General features: G+C 65.0%; 18 protein-coding genes and 1 riboswitch. Of the genes, 13 read left to right on the forward strand and 5 right to left on the reverse strand.

The window, feature by feature from the left end; all coding sequences use genetic code 11:
• Positions 1 to 101: 101 nt before the first annotated feature.
• On the reverse strand, positions 102 to 1,373 hold the full coding sequence (glgC, locus tag F3J17_RS14410; RefSeq protein WP_167059392.1) for a glucose-1-phosphate adenylyltransferase: 1,272 nt from the start codon (positions 1,371 to 1,373) through the stop codon (positions 102 to 104).
• 321 nt (positions 1,374 to 1,694) lie between these two features.
• Between glgC and F3J17_RS14415 the strand changes: the two genes are divergently transcribed.
• Positions 1,695 to 2,789: an alpha/beta hydrolase gene (locus tag F3J17_RS14415; RefSeq protein ID WP_167059395.1), complete on the forward strand. Its 1,095-nt coding sequence runs from the start codon at positions 1,695 to 1,697 to the stop codon at positions 2,787 to 2,789.
• Positions 2,790 to 2,888: 99 nt separating this feature from the next.
• Here F3J17_RS14415 and F3J17_RS14420 read toward each other — a convergent pair whose 3' ends face one another.
• The gene (locus F3J17_RS14420; RefSeq protein ID WP_167059737.1) at positions 2,889 to 3,884 is read right to left on the reverse strand and encodes an LLM class flavin-dependent oxidoreductase; all 996 of its coding nucleotides are present in this window, start codon (positions 3,882 to 3,884) and stop codon (positions 2,889 to 2,891) included.
• A gap of 776 nt (positions 3,885 to 4,660) precedes the next feature.
• Here F3J17_RS14420 and hpnI point away from each other — a divergent pair.
• The 5 genes from hpnI (at position 4,661) to F3J17_RS14445 (ending at position 10,808) form a co-directional block, all read left to right on the forward strand.
• Entirely contained in the window at positions 4,661 to 5,977 is a 1,317-nt protein-coding gene (gene hpnI / locus F3J17_RS14425) for a bacteriohopanetetrol glucosamine biosynthesis glycosyltransferase HpnI (protein WP_167059398.1), read from the forward strand.
• Positions 5,978 to 6,111: 134 nt separating this feature from the next.
• Positions 6,112 to 7,533: a hopanoid biosynthesis associated radical SAM protein HpnJ gene (hpnJ, locus tag F3J17_RS14430; RefSeq protein WP_167059401.1), complete on the forward strand. Its 1,422-nt coding sequence runs from the start codon at positions 6,112 to 6,114 to the stop codon at positions 7,531 to 7,533.
• Entirely contained in the window at positions 7,533 to 8,414 is an 882-nt protein-coding gene (hpnK, locus tag F3J17_RS14435) for a hopanoid biosynthesis-associated protein HpnK (RefSeq protein ID WP_167059404.1), read from the forward strand. The genes hpnJ and hpnK overlap by 1 nt, the downstream gene beginning before the upstream one ends.
• Entirely contained in the window at positions 8,408 to 9,496 is a 1,089-nt protein-coding gene (locus F3J17_RS14440) for a lysylphosphatidylglycerol synthase domain-containing protein (RefSeq protein WP_167059739.1), read from the forward strand. The genes hpnK and F3J17_RS14440 overlap by 7 nt, the downstream gene beginning before the upstream one ends.
• A 289-nt stretch (positions 9,497 to 9,785) precedes the next feature.
• Positions 9,786 to 10,808: a patatin-like phospholipase family protein gene (locus F3J17_RS14445; RefSeq protein ID WP_167059741.1), complete on the forward strand. Its 1,023-nt coding sequence runs from the start codon at positions 9,786 to 9,788 to the stop codon at positions 10,806 to 10,808.
• A gap of 3 nt (positions 10,809 to 10,811) precedes the next feature.
• Here F3J17_RS14445 and F3J17_RS14450 read toward each other — a convergent pair whose 3' ends face one another.
• The 3 genes from F3J17_RS14450 to F3J17_RS14460 all read right to left on the reverse strand — a co-directional run bounded on the left by F3J17_RS14450 (position 10,812) and on the right by F3J17_RS14460 (position 12,209).
• Positions 10,812 to 11,150, reverse strand: a complete 339-nt coding sequence (locus F3J17_RS14450; protein ID WP_167059407.1) for a type II toxin-antitoxin system PemK/MazF family toxin — start codon at positions 11,148 to 11,150, stop codon at positions 10,812 to 10,814.
• Between the two features lie 6 nt (positions 11,151 to 11,156).
• Positions 11,157 to 11,459, reverse strand: a complete 303-nt coding sequence (locus F3J17_RS14455) for an AbrB/MazE/SpoVT family DNA-binding domain-containing protein (RefSeq protein ID WP_240160977.1) — start codon at positions 11,457 to 11,459, stop codon at positions 11,157 to 11,159.
• 129 nt (positions 11,460 to 11,588) lie between these two features.
• Positions 11,589 to 12,209, reverse strand: a complete 621-nt coding sequence (locus tag F3J17_RS14460; RefSeq protein ID WP_167059410.1) for a histidine phosphatase family protein — start codon at positions 12,207 to 12,209, stop codon at positions 11,589 to 11,591.
• Between the two features lie 45 nt (positions 12,210 to 12,254).
• Positions 12,255 to 12,411, forward strand: a riboswitch (cobalamin riboswitch).
• 60 nt (positions 12,412 to 12,471) lie between these two features.
• Between F3J17_RS14460 and F3J17_RS14465 the strand changes: the two genes are divergently transcribed.
• From F3J17_RS14465 to F3J17_RS14495, 7 genes are all read left to right on the forward strand, one after another.
• Positions 12,472 to 12,693, forward strand: a complete 222-nt coding sequence (locus F3J17_RS14465; protein WP_167059413.1) for a CbtB-domain containing protein — start codon at positions 12,472 to 12,474, stop codon at positions 12,691 to 12,693.
• 12 nt (positions 12,694 to 12,705) lie between these two features.
• Positions 12,706 to 13,449 carry a CbtA family protein gene (locus F3J17_RS14470; protein ID WP_167059416.1) on the forward strand — a complete coding sequence of 248 codons (744 nt, stop codon included), beginning with the start codon at positions 12,706 to 12,708 and terminating at the stop codon, positions 13,447 to 13,449.
• A 354-nt stretch (positions 13,450 to 13,803) separates the two neighbouring features.
• A complete protein-coding gene (gene hisQ / locus F3J17_RS14475) occupies positions 13,804 to 14,493 on the forward strand; it encodes a histidine ABC transporter permease HisQ (protein ID WP_345891191.1) in 690 nt (229 codons plus the stop codon).
• A gap of 10 nt (positions 14,494 to 14,503) precedes the next feature.
• Entirely contained in the window at positions 14,504 to 15,217 is a 714-nt protein-coding gene (locus F3J17_RS14480) for an ABC transporter permease (protein ID WP_167059419.1), read from the forward strand.
• 48 nt (positions 15,218 to 15,265) lie between these two features.
• Entirely contained in the window at positions 15,266 to 16,066 is an 801-nt protein-coding gene (locus F3J17_RS14485; RefSeq protein WP_167059749.1) for an ABC transporter ATP-binding protein, read from the forward strand.
• 184 nt (positions 16,067 to 16,250) lie between these two features.
• Positions 16,251 to 17,231 (forward strand): GlxA family transcriptional regulator, encoded by a 981-nt coding sequence (locus tag F3J17_RS14490; protein ID WP_233178495.1) that lies wholly within the window; start codon positions 16,251 to 16,253, stop codon positions 17,229 to 17,231.
• Positions 17,232 to 17,378: 147 nt separating this feature from the next.
• Positions 17,379 to 18,596: an aspartate aminotransferase family protein gene (locus tag F3J17_RS14495; RefSeq protein WP_167059424.1), complete on the forward strand. Its 1,218-nt coding sequence runs from the start codon at positions 17,379 to 17,381 to the stop codon at positions 18,594 to 18,596.
• Positions 18,597 to 18,602 lie beyond the last annotated feature (6 nt).

The following is an 18,602-nucleotide window of genomic DNA, read 5'->3' on the forward strand; positions in this document are numbered from 1 at the left end:
GGGCTGGAATCCTTTCGGGTTGCGCAGTCGTTACACGCGATTTCCGCGCGCAGGCGCGGGTTCAGCAGGTTTGAGCAAGCGCCATGCGCGGATCGTTCCGATCAAGCGCCCGGCCCGAGATTCGCCAGCGCCTCGCGCGTGACCAGCACGATGCCGTTTTCGGTGCGATAGAAGCGCTCGCCGTCGCGCTGCGGGTCTTCGCCGATCACCAGACCGTCCGGAATCACGCAGCCGCGATCCACCACCACCTTGCGCAAGCGGCAACTCGCGCCCACGACCACCTGCGGCAACAAGACTGCCTCGGCAATGTTGCAGAACGACTTCACGACCACATTCGTCGAGAGCACCGAGCGCGAAATCTGCGAACCCGAGATCACGCTGCCGCCGCACACGATCAGATTGGTGCCCGAACCCTGCAGGCCGTTGAGATCGCGCACGAACTTGGCGGGCGGCAACTGTTCCATATAGGTCCAGATCGGCCAGTGGCGGTCGTAGAGGTCGAGCGCGGGAATCGTCGATGCCAGATCGAGATTCGCGGACCAGTACGCGTCGATGGTGCCGACGTCGCGCCAGTAAGGCTCGGCGCTCGGATCGGACGACACGCACGACATGCTGAACGGATGCGCGATCGCATGGCCGTCGCTGACCACGCGCGGAATGATGTCCTTGCCGAAGTCGTGATCGGTGCCGCTGCGCGCGATGTTTTCTTCGAGCAGGTGGATCAGGTACTCGGTATCGAATACATAGATGCCCATGCTGGCGAGCGCGATGTCGGGATGGCCGGGCATGGCGGGCGGATCGTCGGGCTTCTCCACGAAACCGGTCACGCGGCGCGATTCATCCACGGCCATCACGCCGAAGGCGCGCGCTTCCATGCGCGGCACCTCGATGCAGCCCACGGTGCAGTCCGCGCCGCTGGCGGCGTGGTCCGCCACCATGCGCGTGTAGTCCATCTTGTAGATGTGGTCGCCGGCCAGCACCACGACATACTTCGGCGAAATCGACCGGATGATGTCGATGTTCTGGTAGACGGCGTCGGCGGTGCCGCGATACCAGTGCGCGCCTTCCACGCGCTGCTGCGCGGGCCAGAGGTCGAGGAACTCGTTGAACTCGCCGCGCAGAAAACCCCAGCCGCGCTGCAAATGGCGCAGCAGCGAATGCGCCTTGTACTGCGTGACCACGGCGATGCGCCGTATGCCGGAGTTCAGGCAGTTCGAGAGCGCGAAATCGATGATGCGGTATTTGCCGCCGAAATGAACCGCGGGCTTCACGCGCTTGTTCGTGAGGGGACCGAGGCGCGTGCCGCGCCCGCCCGCGAGGACGATGGCGAGCGTGGTGCGCTGCAGATCGTTGAGGCTTGCCGGAGTTTCCATGGTCGTCTCCTTGTTGTGCTGTGCCCCCGGTGAAGCTGGCGTCGTGCCGTACTGCGTCGTTTTTATGACCGCGCTTTGAATGTTCTAGCACCGAAAACGGCGTTGCGCGAATCGATCGCGCATGGCGGAATCGGCGTGGAGTCGCGCGCAGTGGGCGGAGAAAAGTGGAAGCAAACGGCTTGCCCGCTGCGTACCTCAAGGGCTGTTGCCACCGCCGACGCGCCTGGCGCAGGCCCGCTAGAATCGCTGGCGGTTAGCGCGAACCCCGATGCACCGATCCGGCGCTCGCGCAGCCGCGTCCCTGGAACTTCGACACTGCCCATGCCACCGATCCGCAAGTTTTTCGCCTTCGCCGCCTGCTGCGCCGCCGCATTGAGTCTCGTTGCCTGCGCGGGCGCGCCTTCCGCGCCTGCCAGCATCGCCGCCTCTAACGCTTCGAACGCTTCGAACGCTTCGAACGCCGACGGCCCGGCCTACGGTCCGGAGCTGCAAGGCTTCGACTATCCGCATCCGGTGCACGATTTCAGCTTTGCCTCGCAAGGCAAGACGCTGCACATGGCCTATATGGACATACAACCGCAGCAGCCCAATGGCCGCACGGCGGTTCTGCTGCACGGCAAGAATTTTTGCGCGGCCACCTGGGGCGACACCATCACGCGCCTGGTGGCCGCGGGCTACCGTGTGATCGCGCCTGACCAGATCGGCTTTTGCAAGTCGAGCAAGCCTGCCGCGTACCAGTTCACCTTCCAGCAACTCGCGCGCAACACGCACGCATTGCTGGCGTCGCTGGGCATCGAGCGCGCGACGATCATCGGCCATTCGACCGGCGGCATGCTCGCGGTGCGCTATGGCCTGATGTATCCGCGCGAAACCGAGCAACTGGTGCTGGTGAACCCCATCGGCCTCGAAGACTGGAAGGCGAAGGGCGTGCCTTCGCTGTCGGTGGACGACTGGTATGCGCGCGAACTGAAGACGAGCGCCGACGGCATCCGCCGCTACGAACAGACGACGTATTACGCGGATACCTGGAGCACGCGCTACGAGCCGTGGGTGCAGATGCTGGCGGGCATGTATCGCGGGCCGGGGAAGGCACAGGTGGCGTGGGATTCGGCGCTGCTGTATGACATGATCTACACGCAGCCCGTGGTCTATGAATTCGGCCAGTTGAGCATGCCGACGCTGCTCTTGATCGGCCAGAAGGACACGACGGCGATCGGCAAGGATGCCGCGTCGCCCGAAGTGCGGGCGAAGATTGGCCACTATCCGGAGCTCGGGCGTGCGGCCGCGAAGGCGATTCCGCATGCGACGCTGGTGGAGTTTCCCGATGCCGGTCACGCGCCGCAGATGCAGGATCCGGAGGCGTTTCATGCGGCCTTGCTCAAGGGCCTGGCGGCGTTGCCGCAGCAATCGCACTGACGCCTTTGGCTTGATTTAGGCTAGAGCCAGAAAGCGAAGCGGGCGCATCCGTTCAAGGATGCGCCCGCTTTTTTACGTCTTAGGCCTTCAAACGAAGCCTCATCGCGCGGCGGCCATCTCGTCGCGCACCTCGGCGGTGATCTCGAACGATCGCAGGCGTTTCGCGTGGTCGTGGATCATCGCGGTGACGATCAGTTCGTCGGCGTTGGTCTGTTCGAGCACGGATTCGAGGCCCGCGCGCACGGTCTCGCGATCGCCGATCACCGAGCACGCCAGCGAATGCGCCACGCCCGCAAGCTCGAACTCGTTGGCCGCGATCTGCTCGACGGGCGGCGGCAACTGACCCGGCGTGCCGCGCCGCAAATTAACGAACTGCTGTTGTAGCGAGGTGAAGAGAAAGCGCGCTTCCTCGTTGCTTTCGGCGGCGAACACGTTCACGCCCACCATCGCGTGCGGTTTCGCGAGCGTCGCGGACGGACGGAACTGCGAGCGGTAGACGCGCAGCGCGGTGAGCAGATGGTCGGGCGCGAAGTGCGACGCAAAGGCGAAGGGCAGGCCCATCGCCGCGGCCAGTTGCGCGCCGAACAGGCTCGAACCGAGGATATAGATCGGCACGTTCAGACCCGCGCCCGGCACCGCGCGCACGCGCTGGCCTTCGACGGGCTCGCCGAACAGGCGCTGCAGTTCCGCGACATCGTCGGGGAAGGCTTCGGCGCTGGCCTGCAGATCGCGGCGCAACGCGCGCGCCGTGGTCTGGTCGGTGCCGGGCGCGCGCCCGAGGCCAAGATCGATGCGGCCCGGATAGAGCGCTTCGAGCGTGCCGAACTGCTCGGCGATCAGCAGCGGTGCGTGATTGGGCAGCATGATGCCGCCCGAGCCCACGCGGATTGTCTTCGTGCCGCCCGCCACATAGCCGATCACCACCGACGTGGCGGCGCTGGCGATGCCGGTCATGTTGTGATGCTCGGCGAGCCAGTAGCGCTGGTAGCCCCAGCGCTCGGCGTGCTGGGCGAGGTCGAGCGTGTTGCGCAGCGCCGCGCCGGCGTTCGAGCCGGCGGCCACGGGCGAGAGATCGAGGACGGAGAAAGGGGGCAGACGGGGCGTCATGGGGTGTTCCGGTGTGCTTCGGTCATGGTGGGGCGCTGCGCGCAAGAGCCCGACGTTTCGATCGTCGGGAACCCGCTGCAAGGCAGACGCAAGCTGGCGGCCATTGTGCCAAAGCACATCCGATCGCGCTGACGACGCTCGGGAACCCATACCCCCGGCGTGGTTTCCGTTTATGGAGAGGCAATGGAGATTCGATTTAGTCGAAATGGATTATCTGGACTGAATCGTAATTATTCTTGTTTAATTACCTCCGCGTCATCTTTAATTCAAAATTGTTAAAGAATGGTTGCGATATGCTTACTGATTTTTTTCAATTCATAAAATCCTGGAAGCAGCCTGTGACTGGCGTGAAATGATTTTGAGCATTGCTATTCTGAGAAGCATTTTTGCGTGGAGTGTGGAAGCGGCTTTCGAGTCTTGCTGCTACAATTTTTTGCGCTGAATCAGGGCGGGAGCAGGGCGCTTCTGTCAAATTTTCAGAATTCTCTTAATCAAATTGTCAATTTGATTTGCGCCGCATCAAAGCGAAGTGACCTCATTTAAGGCGTTGCTAGCTGTCTATATGCGGCGCAGATACGATACCCGTCTGATTTTTTTATGAAATTCTGGGCAGGACAAATGGTCCGAGGCGAAATGCGCGATCAGGCCAATATGCAGCACGATGCGCGGCATATGGGTTATGCAATTGCAGGGCATCCTGCAAACGCGCGCGCGCCTCGTGCATTGTGCGGCATCGTGCAGCGCCGCAAACGGGGCGCCCGGGCATGACGACATCGCTTTATTCCCTTTCGCCGTTCGCCTGGTGGCTGCTGGCGGCCCTATGCGGCGCGGCCACCTTCTACGCCATCAGCGCGGCGCTGACCATGCCGCGTTTCGGTTCCGCCGCGCAGGTGCGTGAGGCGGCCCGGCTCGCCCGCGTGCGCACGCCGCTGGCGGTCAGCGTGCTCAAGCCGCTGTGCGGCGCGGAGCCGCGCCTCTACGAAAACCTGGCAACGTTCTGCGAGCAGCATCACCCGCGTTATCAACTGATCTTTGGCGTGTCGTCGCCCAAGGACCCGGCGATCGCGGTGGTGCAGCGCCTGCAGGCCGCGTATCCCGGCCACGATATCGAACTCGTGGTGGACGCCCGCGTGCACGGCAGCAACCTCAAGGTCAGCAACCTCATGAACATGGCCGATCATGCGCGCCATGACGTGCTGATCGTCGCCGACAGCGACATCGCCGTGGAGCCCGATTACCTGGAGATCGTCACGGCGCCGCTGGCCGACCCGGCCGTGGGCGTCGTGACCTGTCTCTACAGCGCGCGCAGTATCGGCGGTTTCTGGCCGCGTGTGGGTGCGCTCTTCATCAACGAATGGTTCGCGCCCTCGGTGCGCGTCGCGCATTCGACGGGTTCGCGCGCGTTCGGTTTCGGCGCGACGCTGGCGCTGTCGCGCGCCACGCTGGAGCGCATCGGCGGCTTTGCTGCGCTCAAGGACGGTCTCGCCGACGACTACCTGCTCGCCCGCTTTGCGCGCGATCATGGCCTTGCCACGGTGCTCGCGCCGGTGCTGGTCGCCACCGACGTGATCGAGCCGACTTTCCGCACGTTGTGGCTGCGCGAAACGCGCTGGCTGCGCACTATCCGCTCGGTCAATCCGGCGGGCTTCGCCTCGCTCTTCATCACCTTCACCACGCCGTGGCTGCTGATTGGCGCGCTTGCGTACGCGCTGTTGCTTGCGGGCAGTGGCGGCGTGCCGGCGTGCGCCTCGACGCGCGCCGTGCTGGCCGCGCTGGGCACCAGCACGGCTGGCGGTATCATCGCCAGATTGGCGCTGCACGCGCGCAGCAGTGGGGGCCTCGGCGCTTTTCTGCGCGACCTGCCGCTGGTGCCGCTGCGCGATGTCCTGCTGCTGCTGCAATGGCTCGCTGCCGCGTTCGGCTCGCACGTGATCTGGCGCGGCGTGCGCGTGCCGGTGGCCAATCCCGACGGCCAGCCGGTCGTCGAGCAGCGCAGCGAGCGCCCGCTCAAGCCCACGCCCGGCGCCGCGCCACGGCGCGCCCGTGCCCGCGCCGCCGTCGAGATGACGGATGGCCGTTGAAGGACGGCCACAACGGTCGCGAAAACAGAACATTTTGTCGCGCGCCATGCCGGCATCTGCCGCAGCGCGCTATTACATTCGCATTGATTGGCAGTGATTGCCCCCTATTCAAGGTTAGCCGGAGCACCCATCTCATGAAAACGCTGTTTTTGCAGGCCCCGTCCTATGACGGTTTCGACGGTGGCGCGGGTTCGCGCTATCAGGCGAAGCGCGAGATCCGCTCGTTCTGGTATCCGACCTGGCTTGCACAGCCTGCCGCACTGGTGCCCGAAAGCCGCGTGCTCGATGCGCCCGCCGATGGCATTGGCGTCGAAGAAACGCTGAAGATCGCGCAGGACTATGACCTCGTCATCATTCACACCAGCACGCCGTCGTTCCCCACCGATGCGCTGTTCGCCGAAGACCTGAAAAAGCGCAAGCCGTCGCTGCTGGTCGGCATGGTGGGCGCGAAGGTGATGGTCGATCCGCACAATTCGCTGACCGCGACCGAAGCCATCGATTTCGTCTGCCGCGAGGAATTCGATTACACCTGCAAGGAAATTGCCGAAGGCAAGCCGTTCCCGGAAATCAAGGGTCTGTCGTGGCGCGCAAAGGATGGCTCGATCGAGCACAACGAAGCACGCCCGATCCTCGAAAACATGGACGAACTACCGTTCGTCGCGCCGATCTACAAGCGCGATCTGAAGATCGACAATTACTTTATCGGCTATCTGAACTACCCGTACGTGTCGATCTACACGGGGCGCGGCTGCAAGTCGCGCTGCACGTTCTGCTTGTGGCCGCAGACGGTGAGCGGCCATCGCTATCGCACGCGTTCGGTCGAAAACGTGATCGCCGAAGCGAAGTGGATTCGCGACAACATGCCCGAAGTGAAGGAGTTGATGTTCGACGACGACACCTTCACCGACGATCTGCCGCGCGCCGAAGCGATCGCGCTTGGACTCGGCAAGCTCGGCATGACGTGGTCGTGCAATGCCAAGGCGAACGTGCCGTACAAGACGCTCAAGGTGATGAAGGAAAACGGCCTGCGTCTGCTGCTGGTGGGCTTTGAATCCGGCGACGACCAGATTCTCGTGAACATCAAGAAGGGCGTGCGTACCGATTTTGCGCGTCGCTTCAGCGCGGACTGCAAGAAACTCGGTATCAAGATTCACGGCACCTTTATTCTGGGCCTGCCGGGCGAGACGCAGGAAACCATCGCGAAGACCATCGAGTACGCGAAGGAAATCAATCCGCACACGATCCAGGTGTCGCTGGCTGCGCCGTATCCGGGCACCACGCTCTACAAGCAGGCCGTGGAAAACGGCTGGATGGAAGAGAACAAGGTCATCAATCTGGTGAGCAAGGAGGGCGTGCAACTGGCCGCGATTGGTTATCCGCATCTGTCGCGCGAGGAGATTTATCACCACCTCGAACAGTTTTATCGCCAGTTCTATTTCCGCCCGTCGAAGATCTGGGAAATCGTGCGCGAAATGCTCACGAGCTGGGACATGATGAAACGCCGTCTGCGCGAAGGCGTGGAGTTCTTCCGCTTCCTGCGCGCGCACGAGGCATGATGGCGTCTGCGCTGCCCGGCGCTGATGTAGCCGCCGCACGCGCGCTCATCTTCACCGCCGACGATTTCGGTCTGCATGAGCGCGTGAACGCGGCCGTCGAGCATGCGCATCGCGACGGCGTGCTCAACGCCGCGAGTCTGATGGTGGCCGCACCCGCGGCCGCCGATGCCGTGGCGCGCGCGCGGCGTCTGCCAAAGCTGCGCGTGGGTCTGCATCTCGTGCTCGCCGACGGCCCGGCGATGCTGCCGCGCGAGCGCATTCCCGCGCTTGTCGATCAGCATGGCCGTTTCGGCGACAACATGGTGCGCGACGGCTTTCGCTTCTTTTTTCTGCCGCAGGTGCGCGCCCAGCTCGCGCTGGAAATTCGCGCGCAGTTCGAGGCGTTTGCGGCGACCGGTCTCGCGCTCGATCACGTTAATACGCACAAGCATTTTCATCTGCATCCCACGGTGCTCTCGCTGATCCTCACGATTGGCCGCGAGTACGGTTTGCGTGCCATGCGCCTGCCGCTGGAGGCGGGCGCGCCATTCGCCCTGCGGCCGTGGCTCGCGCTGGTGCGCGCGCGTCTCGCGCGGGCCGGGGTGGCGCATAACGACTACGTGGTCGGTATCGCCGATACCGGTGCGATGGACGAAGCGGTGCTGCTCGACGCGATCGCAAAGCTGCCTGAGCGGGGCGTTGGCGAGATCTACTGCCATCCCGCGATTGCACCGGCGGCGGGCGAAGGGCCGATCACCGCGTCGATGCAGACCTATCGTCACGCCGACGAACTCGACGCGCTGCTTTCGCCGCGTGTGGCCGAAGCGCTCCTGCGCAGCGGCGTGAGTCACGGCGGCTTTACCGATGTGTTCTTCGCATCGCAGGCGCAGAGCGCATCATGAAGTGGCTCAAATGGCTGGGTCTGCCGGTCGGGATCGCGATCCTGATCGGCCTGGTCGTGCATGACGGCGCGCACGATGTGATGCGCGTGATCGGCACGGCGGGGCCGGTGCTGCTCTGGCTCGTGCCGTTCCATGCGCTGCCGCTGCTGCTCGACGCTTACGCGTGGCATCTGCTGCTCGATAAGCGCGCGCCGCTGGGTTTCCTTTGGTGGATCGCCACCGTGCGCGAAGCGATCAACCGTCTGTTGCCCGCCGCGGGCGTGGGCGGCGAGATCGCGGGCGTGCGCCTCGCGCGCTGGAAGGTGCGCGGCCACGACCAGGACAGCGAGGCGCGAGCGGCGAGCGAGGTGACGGCTTCGGTGATTGTCGAGGTGTTCGTGACGATTGCCGTGCAATACGCGTTCTCGGCGCTGGGCGTGGTGCTGATCGTCGCGGCGACGGGCCAGTCGGGCTCGTTGCGCACCATCGTCACGATCGCGCTTGCGCTGCTGCTTACCGCGCCGCTGCCCTTGCTCGCTGTCATCCTGCTGCGCCGGGGCGGTGTGTTCCACGCGATCGAGCGCTGGGCGGGGCGTCTGCTTGGCGCGGATCACCCCGTCATGCAGGGCATCGACGGTCAGCGGCTCGACGCCGATCTCGACCGCCTGATGTCGCGCACGGGACTGATGTTCCGCGCGTTTTTCTGGCAGCTGGGCGGCTATATGCTCGGCGCGTTCGAGACCTGGTGGGCGCTGGCGCTGCTCGGCCATCCGGTCACGGTGGGCGACGCGCTCGCCATCGAGGCCATCACCCAGGCGGTGCGGCACGCGGCCTTCATGGTGCCCGCGGGCCTGGGCGTGCAGGAAGTGGCCGTGGTGCTGCTGGCGCAACTCTTCGGCGTGAGCCAGGAGGTGGCGTTCTCGCTGGCGCTCGTCAAGCGCATGCGCGAGGTCGTGTTCGGCGTGCTGGCGCTGCTGTCGTGGCAGGCCGCCGAGATCGTCCGTACGCGCCGCTCGGTGCGCGATGCACGTCACGCCGATGCCGCGCATGGGACGCCAGCCCACGCAACCGCGCGTGCGGTGCGCCACGACCGGACCCTTTGAAGGTACATTGTGGTAACCAGGCACGCGCCGAGGCTCGCAACGATCGCTCTCTGCGTGTGCTCCACACATCACCCGACGCGGTAGCCGAGCCTTCACGCCATGTCGTCCACGCATCGTTTCACGCGGTCACTGACCGCCGGAATCGTATTTCAACGTGCATTTCGGCCCGGACGGACGCGTCTCGACGACGTCGCGCTCGGACGTGATGAAAGGGCATTGAGCGATGGCTTTTGACGCCGGGAGGATGCTTGACTGAACAACCGGATACAGGACGCAGGAGGCGCACATGGTGATGCATCGGCGACGTCCCCCGCGCGTGGGGCTCGTGCTGGGCGGCGGGGCGGCGCGCGGCTGGGCGCATATTGGCGCGATCCGCGCGCTGGAAGAGGCCGGCATCAAGCCGGATGTGGTGTGCGGCACCTCGATCGGCGCGCTGGTGGGCGCGGTCTACGCAAACGGCGATCTCGACTGGCTCGAGGACTGGGTGGGCAAGCTCACATGGCAAACGGTGGTGCGCCTGCTCGACCTGCGTTTTTCGGGCGGCCTGCTGGGCGGGCGCAAGGTCATCGACCTGTTCGCGCGGCAGTTCAACGGCCGTGCGATCGACGACCTCCGGATGCCGTTCACGGCCGTGGCCACCGAACTCGATACGGGCCGCGAGGTCTGGCTGCGCGAGGGCGGCGTGGTGGACGCGGTGCGCGCCTCGATTGCGATTCCCGGCATCTTCACGCCGATCTGGCATGACGGCGTCTGGCTCGTCGACGGCGGCCTGAGCAATCCGGTGCCGGTCTCGGCGGCGCGTGCGATGCGCGCGGATACCGTGATCGCCATCGACCTCAATCACGACATTCTCAATGGCCGCGACCTGGGCGGCGCCATCGACACCGTGCCGCGCGAGACGCCGGTGGAAGCACCGCGTCCGGTTGTGCCAGGCGCGCCAGGCGACCCGGCCGCCGTCGCTCCCGTGCCCGCCGAACCCGCGCCGCTGCTACGCCGCAACGGCAAGCGCTTCCCAAGCTGGCTGCAACCTGCGGGACCGGCGACGCTCGGCAGCCCGGACGTGCGCGTGGCGCCGCCGCCCAGCACGCGCGTGCCGTCGCTGCTGAGTTCGATTGCGCAGAGCATCGACATCATGCAGGTGCGTATCACGCGCAGCCGTCTGGCGGGCGAACCGGCCGATGTTTTGATCCAGCCGCGTCTGGGCGGCATGGGCATCTTCGACTTTCATCGCGCGGGACCGGCCATCGCGGAAGGGCGAGCGGCAGTGCAGTACATGCTGCCGGCGATCCGCGCGCAACTGGGGTTGGAGTGAGGGCTAGAGGTTGAGGATCCCGGCCACGGCGAATTGCGCCGCGCTGAATTCGTCGGCGCTCGCGGCTTCACCCCGGTAGCGCCAGACTCTGGCCGCGAGCGACAAGGTGGTGATCTGGTCGGCCATTGCGACGCAGGGTTTCGACAGGCCGCTGATCGGAATTTCCGATTCCCAGCCGTGGATCGAACTGGTGATGGGTAGCCCAACGAAGCGGCTTGTCAGCCCGTTGAATTCCGCATCTGTCAGTACGAGCGTAGGCCGATAGCCATTCTGCTCAATTCCCGCGCCCGGTCCCACGTCGAGCCAGATGATGTCGCCTGCGTCCGGTATGCCGTTTTTCATGCGTTTTTACCATTGGTCGAAACGCGTCGGGTCGTCCGGGCCGCCGATTTCCGAGCCCTTCGGTTCGCCAAAATCCACCAGCGGATGCGGCTCGCGCTGCGGCTCCTGCTGCTCCTCGCGCAACTGCTGCAGATAGCGCTCGCGCGAGAAACGCCGGATGGCGGTGTGAGGGCGCACGGTGAGCGTGCCGTCCTCGACTTCCACCTCGACGTCCTGGCCTTCCGAAAGCGCCAGTTTGGCTGCCGCGCTCGCGGGAATGCGCACCGCAAGACTGTTTCCCCAACGCTTCAAGGTTTGAACAGGCATCATCGTCGACTCCTCTTGTTAGCAAACCTCATCCAAACGATGTATCAACACGTCGATACGTCAATCGATGCTAGGCGGGGTATCTGGACGTGTCAACATGTCGATACGTTGGGTTTGCGGTAGATCCGTGTTTCAGGCCGTCGCCGCCACCCACACCCAGCCTTGCGCCGAACGTCGCAATGTCGTGACCGAAAGCGGTGCGATTTCGAGCTGACGGAAAGTGGCCGATGGCGCGCCCAGCGCATGCAGCACCGCCGCGCGGATCACGCTCGCGTGCGTAAAGGCGATGACCGGTGCGTTATCTTTGTTTTCGGCTTCGGGCAGGGCGTCCAGCCACGCGCCCACACGCTTGCGCACGTCATCGAACGATTCGCCGCCGCCCGGCGGCTGGAACGACGGATCGCGCGTCCACGCTGCCAGCGCCTCGGGCGCGTGCTGCGCGATGTCGTTCAACCGGCAGCCGGCCCACGCGCCGAAAGCGGTATCCGCGAGCGCATGCTCGATCTGTGCGTCGAAGCCCGCCGCGCGCGCGCTGGCCCGCGCGACGGGAGCCGGGCTCGTCAGCACGCGCGCAGCATCGCCGCTGCCGGCGATCAGCGCCTGCCACCGCGTCCGCCACGCTTCGACGGCAGCGATTGCGCGCGCATCCAGCGCCGTCTCGACGCCTTCGTCCGATCCCGCCTCAGTCGCCAACACGCCCGCGCGTAAATCGGCATTCGCCGCATGGCTGATCAGCCAGACCTTCGTTGCCATCCTGTTTCCTTACGTGTCGATTCATCGTGCATTACATTCGGGCCGCGCCGCCCTGACGCAGCGCGTAGAATACAGGCTCCACGTCACGCGGAAGCCGGTGCAAACCCGGCACGGTCGCGCCACTGTGACCGATTGTTTTCGCGAACCAGCAGTCCCGCAACAAGCAACGGAAGTCAGACCCGCGTGCGTGCGCATACCCATAACGTTCTCATCGACGACCAATCAACGACTAACGGGGCGCGTAACCCCAGGAGAAGTCAACATGTCCGAAGCCGTCCTGAACACGGCCCACGTGCCGGCTGCCACGCCGGCGCCCATCCCGCTGCGTGAAATCCTGCCCTGGGCGATTTTCGTGGGCCTCATCCTGTTGCTGGCGCTGTATTTCGTCGGCGCGGAAGAGGGCGCGACCTCGATCATTCCGGGCATGTACGTCCACGAATTCGTTCACGACGGCCGGCATCTGCTCGGCTTCCCGTGCCACTGACCGGGAGCTGACATGGTAGGCAAGCTGTTGGTACGCGGCATGCTCGCAGGCATCGCCGCGGGGCTGCTCACGTTCTCGTTCGCGAAATTCGCGGGCGAGCCGCAGGTCGATCAGGCCATCTCCTTCGAGGAAAAAGCCGATGCCGCCAAGGGCGAAGCGCCCGAGCCGGAAATCGTCAGCCGCGAAGTGCAGGCGAGCTATGGGCTGTTCACGGGCGTGATGGTCTATAGCGCGTCGATCGGCGGGCTCTTTGCGTTGGTGTTCGCCTATGTGCGCGGCCGCACCGGCCCGATCTCGGCGCGTGCGCTCTCGGCGCGGCTCGCGCTGGCGGCCTTCGTCGCGATCTACATGGTGCCGAACATCAAATACCCGGCGAATCCGCCTTCGGTCGGCGACCCCGACACGATCGGCTATCGCACCGGCCTGTTCTTCCTGATGATCGCCATCTCGATCGCCGTCACGGTGTTCTCGCTCAAGGTGCGCGGCGCGCTGGCCGCGAAGTGGGGCCACTGGAATGCGTCGATTGCGGCACTGGTGCTGTTCGTGGTCGTGATCGCCGCGATCCAGGCCGCGCTGCCGACGATCAACGAAGTGCCGGGCGCGTTCCCCGCCGTGCTGCTGTGGAAGTTCCGCACCGTGGCGATCGGCATGCAGGCGATCCTGTGGAGCGTGGTTGGGCTGCTTTTCGGCGCGCTGGTCGAGCGTCTGGAGCGCGCCAGCGTGCGCGCTGGTTCGCTGGCTGCGCGCGGCGTTTAAGCGCCGCTGAGCCTTCGGCTCTAAGGGATTTCCCGCAAGCGCATCGGCCAACGCCGGATCCGCGCTTCTATCGAAAAAGCGCCCCCAAACTTGCTAAAACCCACCCAACGCCCCGCTAGCCGGGGCGTTGTCTTTTGGGCTTCCAGAGCGGCTTTCAATTTCATCGCGCCCCTGACAGCGCGGGCGCAATGCCCGTCGCGCGCTGCGTCAACGCCGGCAGCACAGCCATGTTGCGCCGCAACATGCCAGCCGCCGCGGTTTGAGCAATCTTTTTGACCTTGCGACGATCCGCGCCAATCCCCCAGGCGTTGTGCATGAGCGCCCGGGTCGAACAACGACTTTGCGGAGACGCGCGTGATCCTCTATGGCTTTGGCCCGGTGCTGCTGGCCGGCACGATCCAGACGATCGAACTTTCGCTGCTCTCGCTCGGTGTGGCCGTGCTGCTCGGTCTCGCGGGCGCGGCGGCGAAGCTCTCGTTCAACCGGCCGCTCGCGGCCATGGCGACGGCTTACACCACGCTGATCCGCTCGGTGCCCGATCTGGTGCTGATGCTGCTGCTGTTCTACAGCATCCAGATCGGCGTGAACGAGGCCACCGACGCCCTCGGCATGGCGCAGATCGACATCGATCCGTTCGTGGCGGGCGTGCTCACGCTCGGCTTCATCTACGGCGCGTATTTCACGGAGACCTTCCGCGGCGCGTTTCTGTCGGTGCCGCGCGGTCAACTGGAAGCGGGCCACGCCTACGGCATGAGCGGCGCGCGTGTGTTCGCGCGCATCCTGTTCCCGCAGATGATGCGTTTCGCGCTGCCCGGCATCGGCAATAACTGGCAGGTGCTGGTGAAGGCGACGGCGCTGGTGTCGATCATCGGTCTCGCCGATGTCGTGAAGGCCGCGCAGGACGCGGGCCGCAGCACCTTCAACCTGTTCTTCTTCCTCGTGATTGCCGCGGCGATTTATCTCGCGATCACCACCGTCTCGAACTTCGCGCTGATCTGGCTCGAACGCCGTTATTCGGCGGGCGTGCGCCACGCACAACTCTGAGGATCGCGCCATGAACGAAATTATTCAGCAATTCGGCCGCGCGTTCCTCTACTGGGACGGTGAGCATGTCTCCGGCCTCGCGATGACGCTCTGGCTGCTCGTGATCTCGGTGGCGTTCGGCTTCGTCTGCGCGGTGCCGCTGGCGGTGGCGCGCGTCTCGAAGCGCCGCTGGGTGTCGATGCCGGTGCGCTTCTACACCTACGTGTTTCGCGGCACGCCGCTCTATGTGCAACTGCTGCTGATCTACACCGGCGTGTACAGTCTCGCCTTCGTGCGCAGCGAGCCGCTGCTCGATGCGTTCTTTCGCAGCGGCCTGAACTGCGCGATCCTCGCGTTCGCGCTCAACACCTGCGCCTACACGACCGAGATCTTCGCGGGCGCGATCCGCGCGACCTCGCACGGCGAAGTCGAAGCGGCGCGCGCCTATGGCATGAGCCCGTTCACGATGTACTGGCGCATCATCCTGCCGTCGGCCTTGCGCCGCGCGCTGCCGCTGTACAGTAACGAAGTGATCCTGATGCTGCACGCCACCACGGTGGCCTTCACCGCGACGGTGCCCGACATCCTCAAGGTCGCGCGCGACGCCAATTCGGCCACGTATCGCTCGTTCGAATCGTTCGGCCTCGCGGCGCTGATCTACTGTGGCGTATCGTTCGTGCTGGTGGCCGCGTTCCGCCGCGCGGAAAAACGCTGGCTCGGCTATCTCGCCGTGCGTTCGCGCTAACGCGCACCGTGCTTGCAGCAAGCTCGATCAAGCTTAATTCTGGAGACCATCTTGCCTCAGACGACGACCCACGCCGCCACCGGTAGCAAACTCATCGCGCGCGACATCCACAAGCGCTACGGCGATAACGAAGTGCTCAAGGGCGTCTCGCTCGACGCGAAGAAGGGCGACGTGATCAGCATCATCGGCGCGAGCGGCTCGGGCAAGAGCACGTTCCTGCGCTGCATCAATTTCCTCGAAAAGCCCAACGCCGGCGAAATCGTGGTGGACGGCGAGACCGTGAGCACCAAGGCCGGCCGCAATGGCGACCTCGACGTGGCCGATCACAAGCAGTTGCAGCGCATCCGCACCAAGCTCGCGATGGTGTTCCAGCACTTCAATCTCTGGTCGCATATGAACGTGATCGAGAACGTCATGGAAGCGCCGCTGCACGTGCTGGGCGTGCCGCGCAAGGAAGCCGAGGAGCGCGCGCGCGAGTATCTGGAGAAAGTGGGCCTCGCGCCGCGCGTGGAAAAGCAGTATCCCTCGCATCTGTCGGGCGGCCAGCAGCAGCGCGTGGCGATTGCGCGCGCGCTCGCCATGCATCCGGACGTGATGCTGTTCGACGAGCCGACTTCCGCACTCGACCCGGAACTGGTGGGCGAAGTGCTCAAGGTGATGCAAAAGCTCGCCGAGGAAGGCCGCACGATGATCGTCGTCACGCACGAAATGGGTTTTGCGCGCAACGTCTCGAATCATGTGATGTTCCTGCATCAGGGCCGCACGGAAGAAGAGGGCGCGCCCGCCGACGTGCTGGGTGCGCCGAAAAGCGAGCGCCTGCGCCAGTTCCTGTCGGGCAGTCTCAAGTAAGCTTGCGGCTCACGAAGATTTGCTGTTCTTGCCGATGAATCGCCCCGCAGCTTCCGCTCCCGCTTCAGCTCCATCGCCTGGCGCCACGCCGCCCGCGCCCGCCGCTGCATCGTCCGCGTCGGGCGGTGCTGCGCGCGCGCAGCGCACCACCCAGGTGGCGATCGTCGCGTTGCCGCCCGTGTCGATGTCGGGCGTCGGGCCGATTGTCGATGCGCTCAATCTCGCCAACGAGATCGATGGCCGCGCGCTGTATCGCTGGCAGATGGTGTCGTGGAACGGGCGGCCCGTGCCGCTGGCGGGCGGCGCGCAATGGCCCGCCGACGCCGCGTTCGGCGACGGCCTTGCCTGCGACTGGCTGATTGTCGTCACCGAGCGCTATCAGCAGTTCGCCGACTATCGCCTGTTTCTCGCCAGCCTCGCGCGCGTGGGGCAGCGCACGCCGCTCGTCACCGGCATCCATCATGGCGTCTGGTGGCTGGCGATGGCCGGGCAGTTGCAGGGCTATCGCGTGGCGGTGAACTGGGAAACGTACCAGCAGTTCGCCGAGCAGTTCGAGCGCACCATCGTCACCCAGCACATCTACGAGATCGACCGCGATCGCGCGACCTGCGCGGGCGGCCAGGCGACGCTCGATTTCATGCTGGCGATGATCGGCCGCGAACACGGTCCGGAGCTGGTCGACCGTATCGCCGACGCGATGGGCGCGAGCACCTTGCGCAGCGGCGACGAGCGCCAGCGCATTCCGTTCGTGACCGCGCCCGGCGAGCGCCATCCGCGCCTGAACGACGCGCTCATGCTGATGGAAGCGAATATCGAAGACCCGCTCACCACCGACGAAATCGCCGGTCACGTGGGCGTGTCGCGCCGTCAGCTGGAGCGCCTGTTCCGGCAATATCTGAACGCGATGCCGTCGAAGTACTACCTGGGCCTGCGCCTGGCGAAAGCGCGCTCGCAGTTGCAGCGCACCAGCAAATCGGTGGTGCAGATCAGCCTGGCATGCGGGTTTTCGTCGGCGGCGCATTTTTCCAATGCGTACCGTGAGCGCTTTGGCGTGACGCCGCGCGAGGACCGGCGCAACTGGATCGAGCGCCAGCACGGCGGCGCGGCCGGGGCCGTTCAGGAGCCGCGCGCCGGGGCGCTGGTGGAGCCGCCGGAGCAGAACTAAAAAAACGCGTCGCCCATGCGCAAGACGTTTGACGCGGGGTTGCCTACACTGCAACCCATACGTACTCCAACCGTGTGCGCCGCGGCGCACCGTGTACCCCAAATCGAGTTGTCTTAAAGAGCCGACCCGAACCAAAGAGGATTCGCCATGAACGACCAGACTGTGAGCCGCCAGACTTTCGACGAAGTGATGGTGCCGTGCTTCTCGCCCGCGCCGTTCGTCCCTGAGCGCGGTGAAGGTTCGCGCGTGTGGGATACCGCAGGCCGCGATTACATCGACTTCGCCTGCGGCATCGCCGTGACGTCGCTTGGCCATGCGCATCCGGAACTGCTCAAGGTGCTGCACGAGCAGGGCAGCAAGCTCTGGCACATCGGCAACGGCTACACCAACGAGCCGGTGCTGCGCCTGGCGAAGAAGCTCGAATCGCTGAGTTTCGCCGATCGCGCCTTTTTCGCCAATTCGGGCGCGGAAGCCAACGAAGCTGCGCTCAAGCTCGCGCGCCGCGTCGCCTTCGACCGTCACGGCGAACAGAAAGCCGAAATCGTCTCGTTCACGCAATCGTTCCACGGCCGCACCTTCTTCACGGTGAGCGTGGGCGGCCAGCCGAAATACTCCGAAGGTTTCGGCCCGATTCCGCAAGGCATCATCCATCTTCCGTACAACGACATCGAAGCCGCGAAGCGCGCCATCGGCCCGCAAACCTGCGCCGTGATCGTCGAGCCGGTGCAGGGCGAGGGCGGCGTGATTCCCGCCGATCCCGCTTTCCTGAAAGCGCTGCGCGAAGCCTGCGACGCGCACAACGCGCTGCTGATTTTCGACGAAGTGCAAACCGGCGTGGGCCGCACCGGCACCTTCTACGCGTACGAAGACACGGGCGTGACGCCTGACATCCTCACGACGGCAAAGGCGCTCGGCAATGGTTTCCCGATCGGCGCGATGCTCACGACCGAAGCGCTGGCCGCGCATTTCAAGGTGGGCGTGCATGGCACGACTTACGGCGGCAATCCGCTGGGCGCGGCGATCGCGCACAAGGTCGTGGAACTGATCAGCGATCCGGCCGTGCTGGCGGGCGTGCGTACGCGCGCAGAAGCAATCCGCGCGAAACTCGCGGCGCTCAACGAACGCTTCGACGTCTTTAGCGAAGTGCGCGGCAAGGGCCTGTTGATCGGCGCGCAACTGAATGCGCGTTTTGCGGGCCGCGCCAAGGACTTCAACACGGCAGCGGCGAATCACGGTGTGATGATGCTGATCGCCGGTCCCGACGTGCTGCGCTTTGCGCCGTCGCTCATCATGCCCGAAGCCGACCTCAACGAGGGCTTCGCACGCCTCGAAAAGGCCTTCGAAGACGTGGTCGGCGCGCGCTAATCGCCG

This window comes from Burkholderia sp. Ax-1719, assembly GCF_011753055.1.
In the GTDB taxonomy this organism is placed as follows: Bacteria; Pseudomonadota; Gammaproteobacteria; order Burkholderiales; family Burkholderiaceae; genus Paraburkholderia.

Coding starts and splice junctions, on each gene's coding strand:
- glgC (WP_167059392.1), bottom strand. CDS start 1,373: ATGGAAACTCCGGCAAGCCTCAACGATCTGCAGCGCACCACGCTCGCC.
- F3J17_RS14415 (WP_167059395.1), top strand. CDS start 1,695: ATGCCACCGATCCGCAAGTTTTTCGCCTTCGCCGCCTGCTGCGCCGCC.
- hpnI (WP_167059398.1), top strand. CDS start 4,661: ATGACGACATCGCTTTATTCCCTTTCGCCGTTCGCCTGGTGGCTGCTG.
- hpnJ (WP_167059401.1), top strand. CDS start 6,112: ATGAAAACGCTGTTTTTGCAGGCCCCGTCCTATGACGGTTTCGACGGT.
- hpnK (WP_167059404.1), top strand. CDS start 7,533: ATGGCGTCTGCGCTGCCCGGCGCTGATGTAGCCGCCGCACGCGCGCTC.
- F3J17_RS14450 (WP_167059407.1), bottom strand. CDS start 11,150: ATGAAAAACGGCATACCGGACGCAGGCGACATCATCTGGCTCGACGTG.
- F3J17_RS14455 (WP_240160977.1), bottom strand. CDS start 11,459: ATGATGCCTGTTCAAACCTTGAAGCGTTGGGGAAACAGTCTTGCGGTG.
- F3J17_RS14460 (WP_167059410.1), bottom strand. CDS start 12,209: ATGGCAACGAAGGTCTGGCTGATCAGCCATGCGGCGAATGCCGATTTA.
- F3J17_RS14465 (WP_167059413.1), top strand. CDS start 12,472: ATGTCCGAAGCCGTCCTGAACACGGCCCACGTGCCGGCTGCCACGCCG.
- F3J17_RS14470 (WP_167059416.1), top strand. CDS start 12,706: ATGGTAGGCAAGCTGTTGGTACGCGGCATGCTCGCAGGCATCGCCGCG.
- F3J17_RS14480 (WP_167059419.1), top strand. CDS start 14,504: ATGAACGAAATTATTCAGCAATTCGGCCGCGCGTTCCTCTACTGGGAC.
- F3J17_RS14490 (WP_233178495.1), top strand. CDS start 16,251: ATGTCGGGCGTCGGGCCGATTGTCGATGCGCTCAATCTCGCCAACGAG.
- F3J17_RS14495 (WP_167059424.1), top strand. CDS start 17,379: ATGAACGACCAGACTGTGAGCCGCCAGACTTTCGACGAAGTGATGGTG.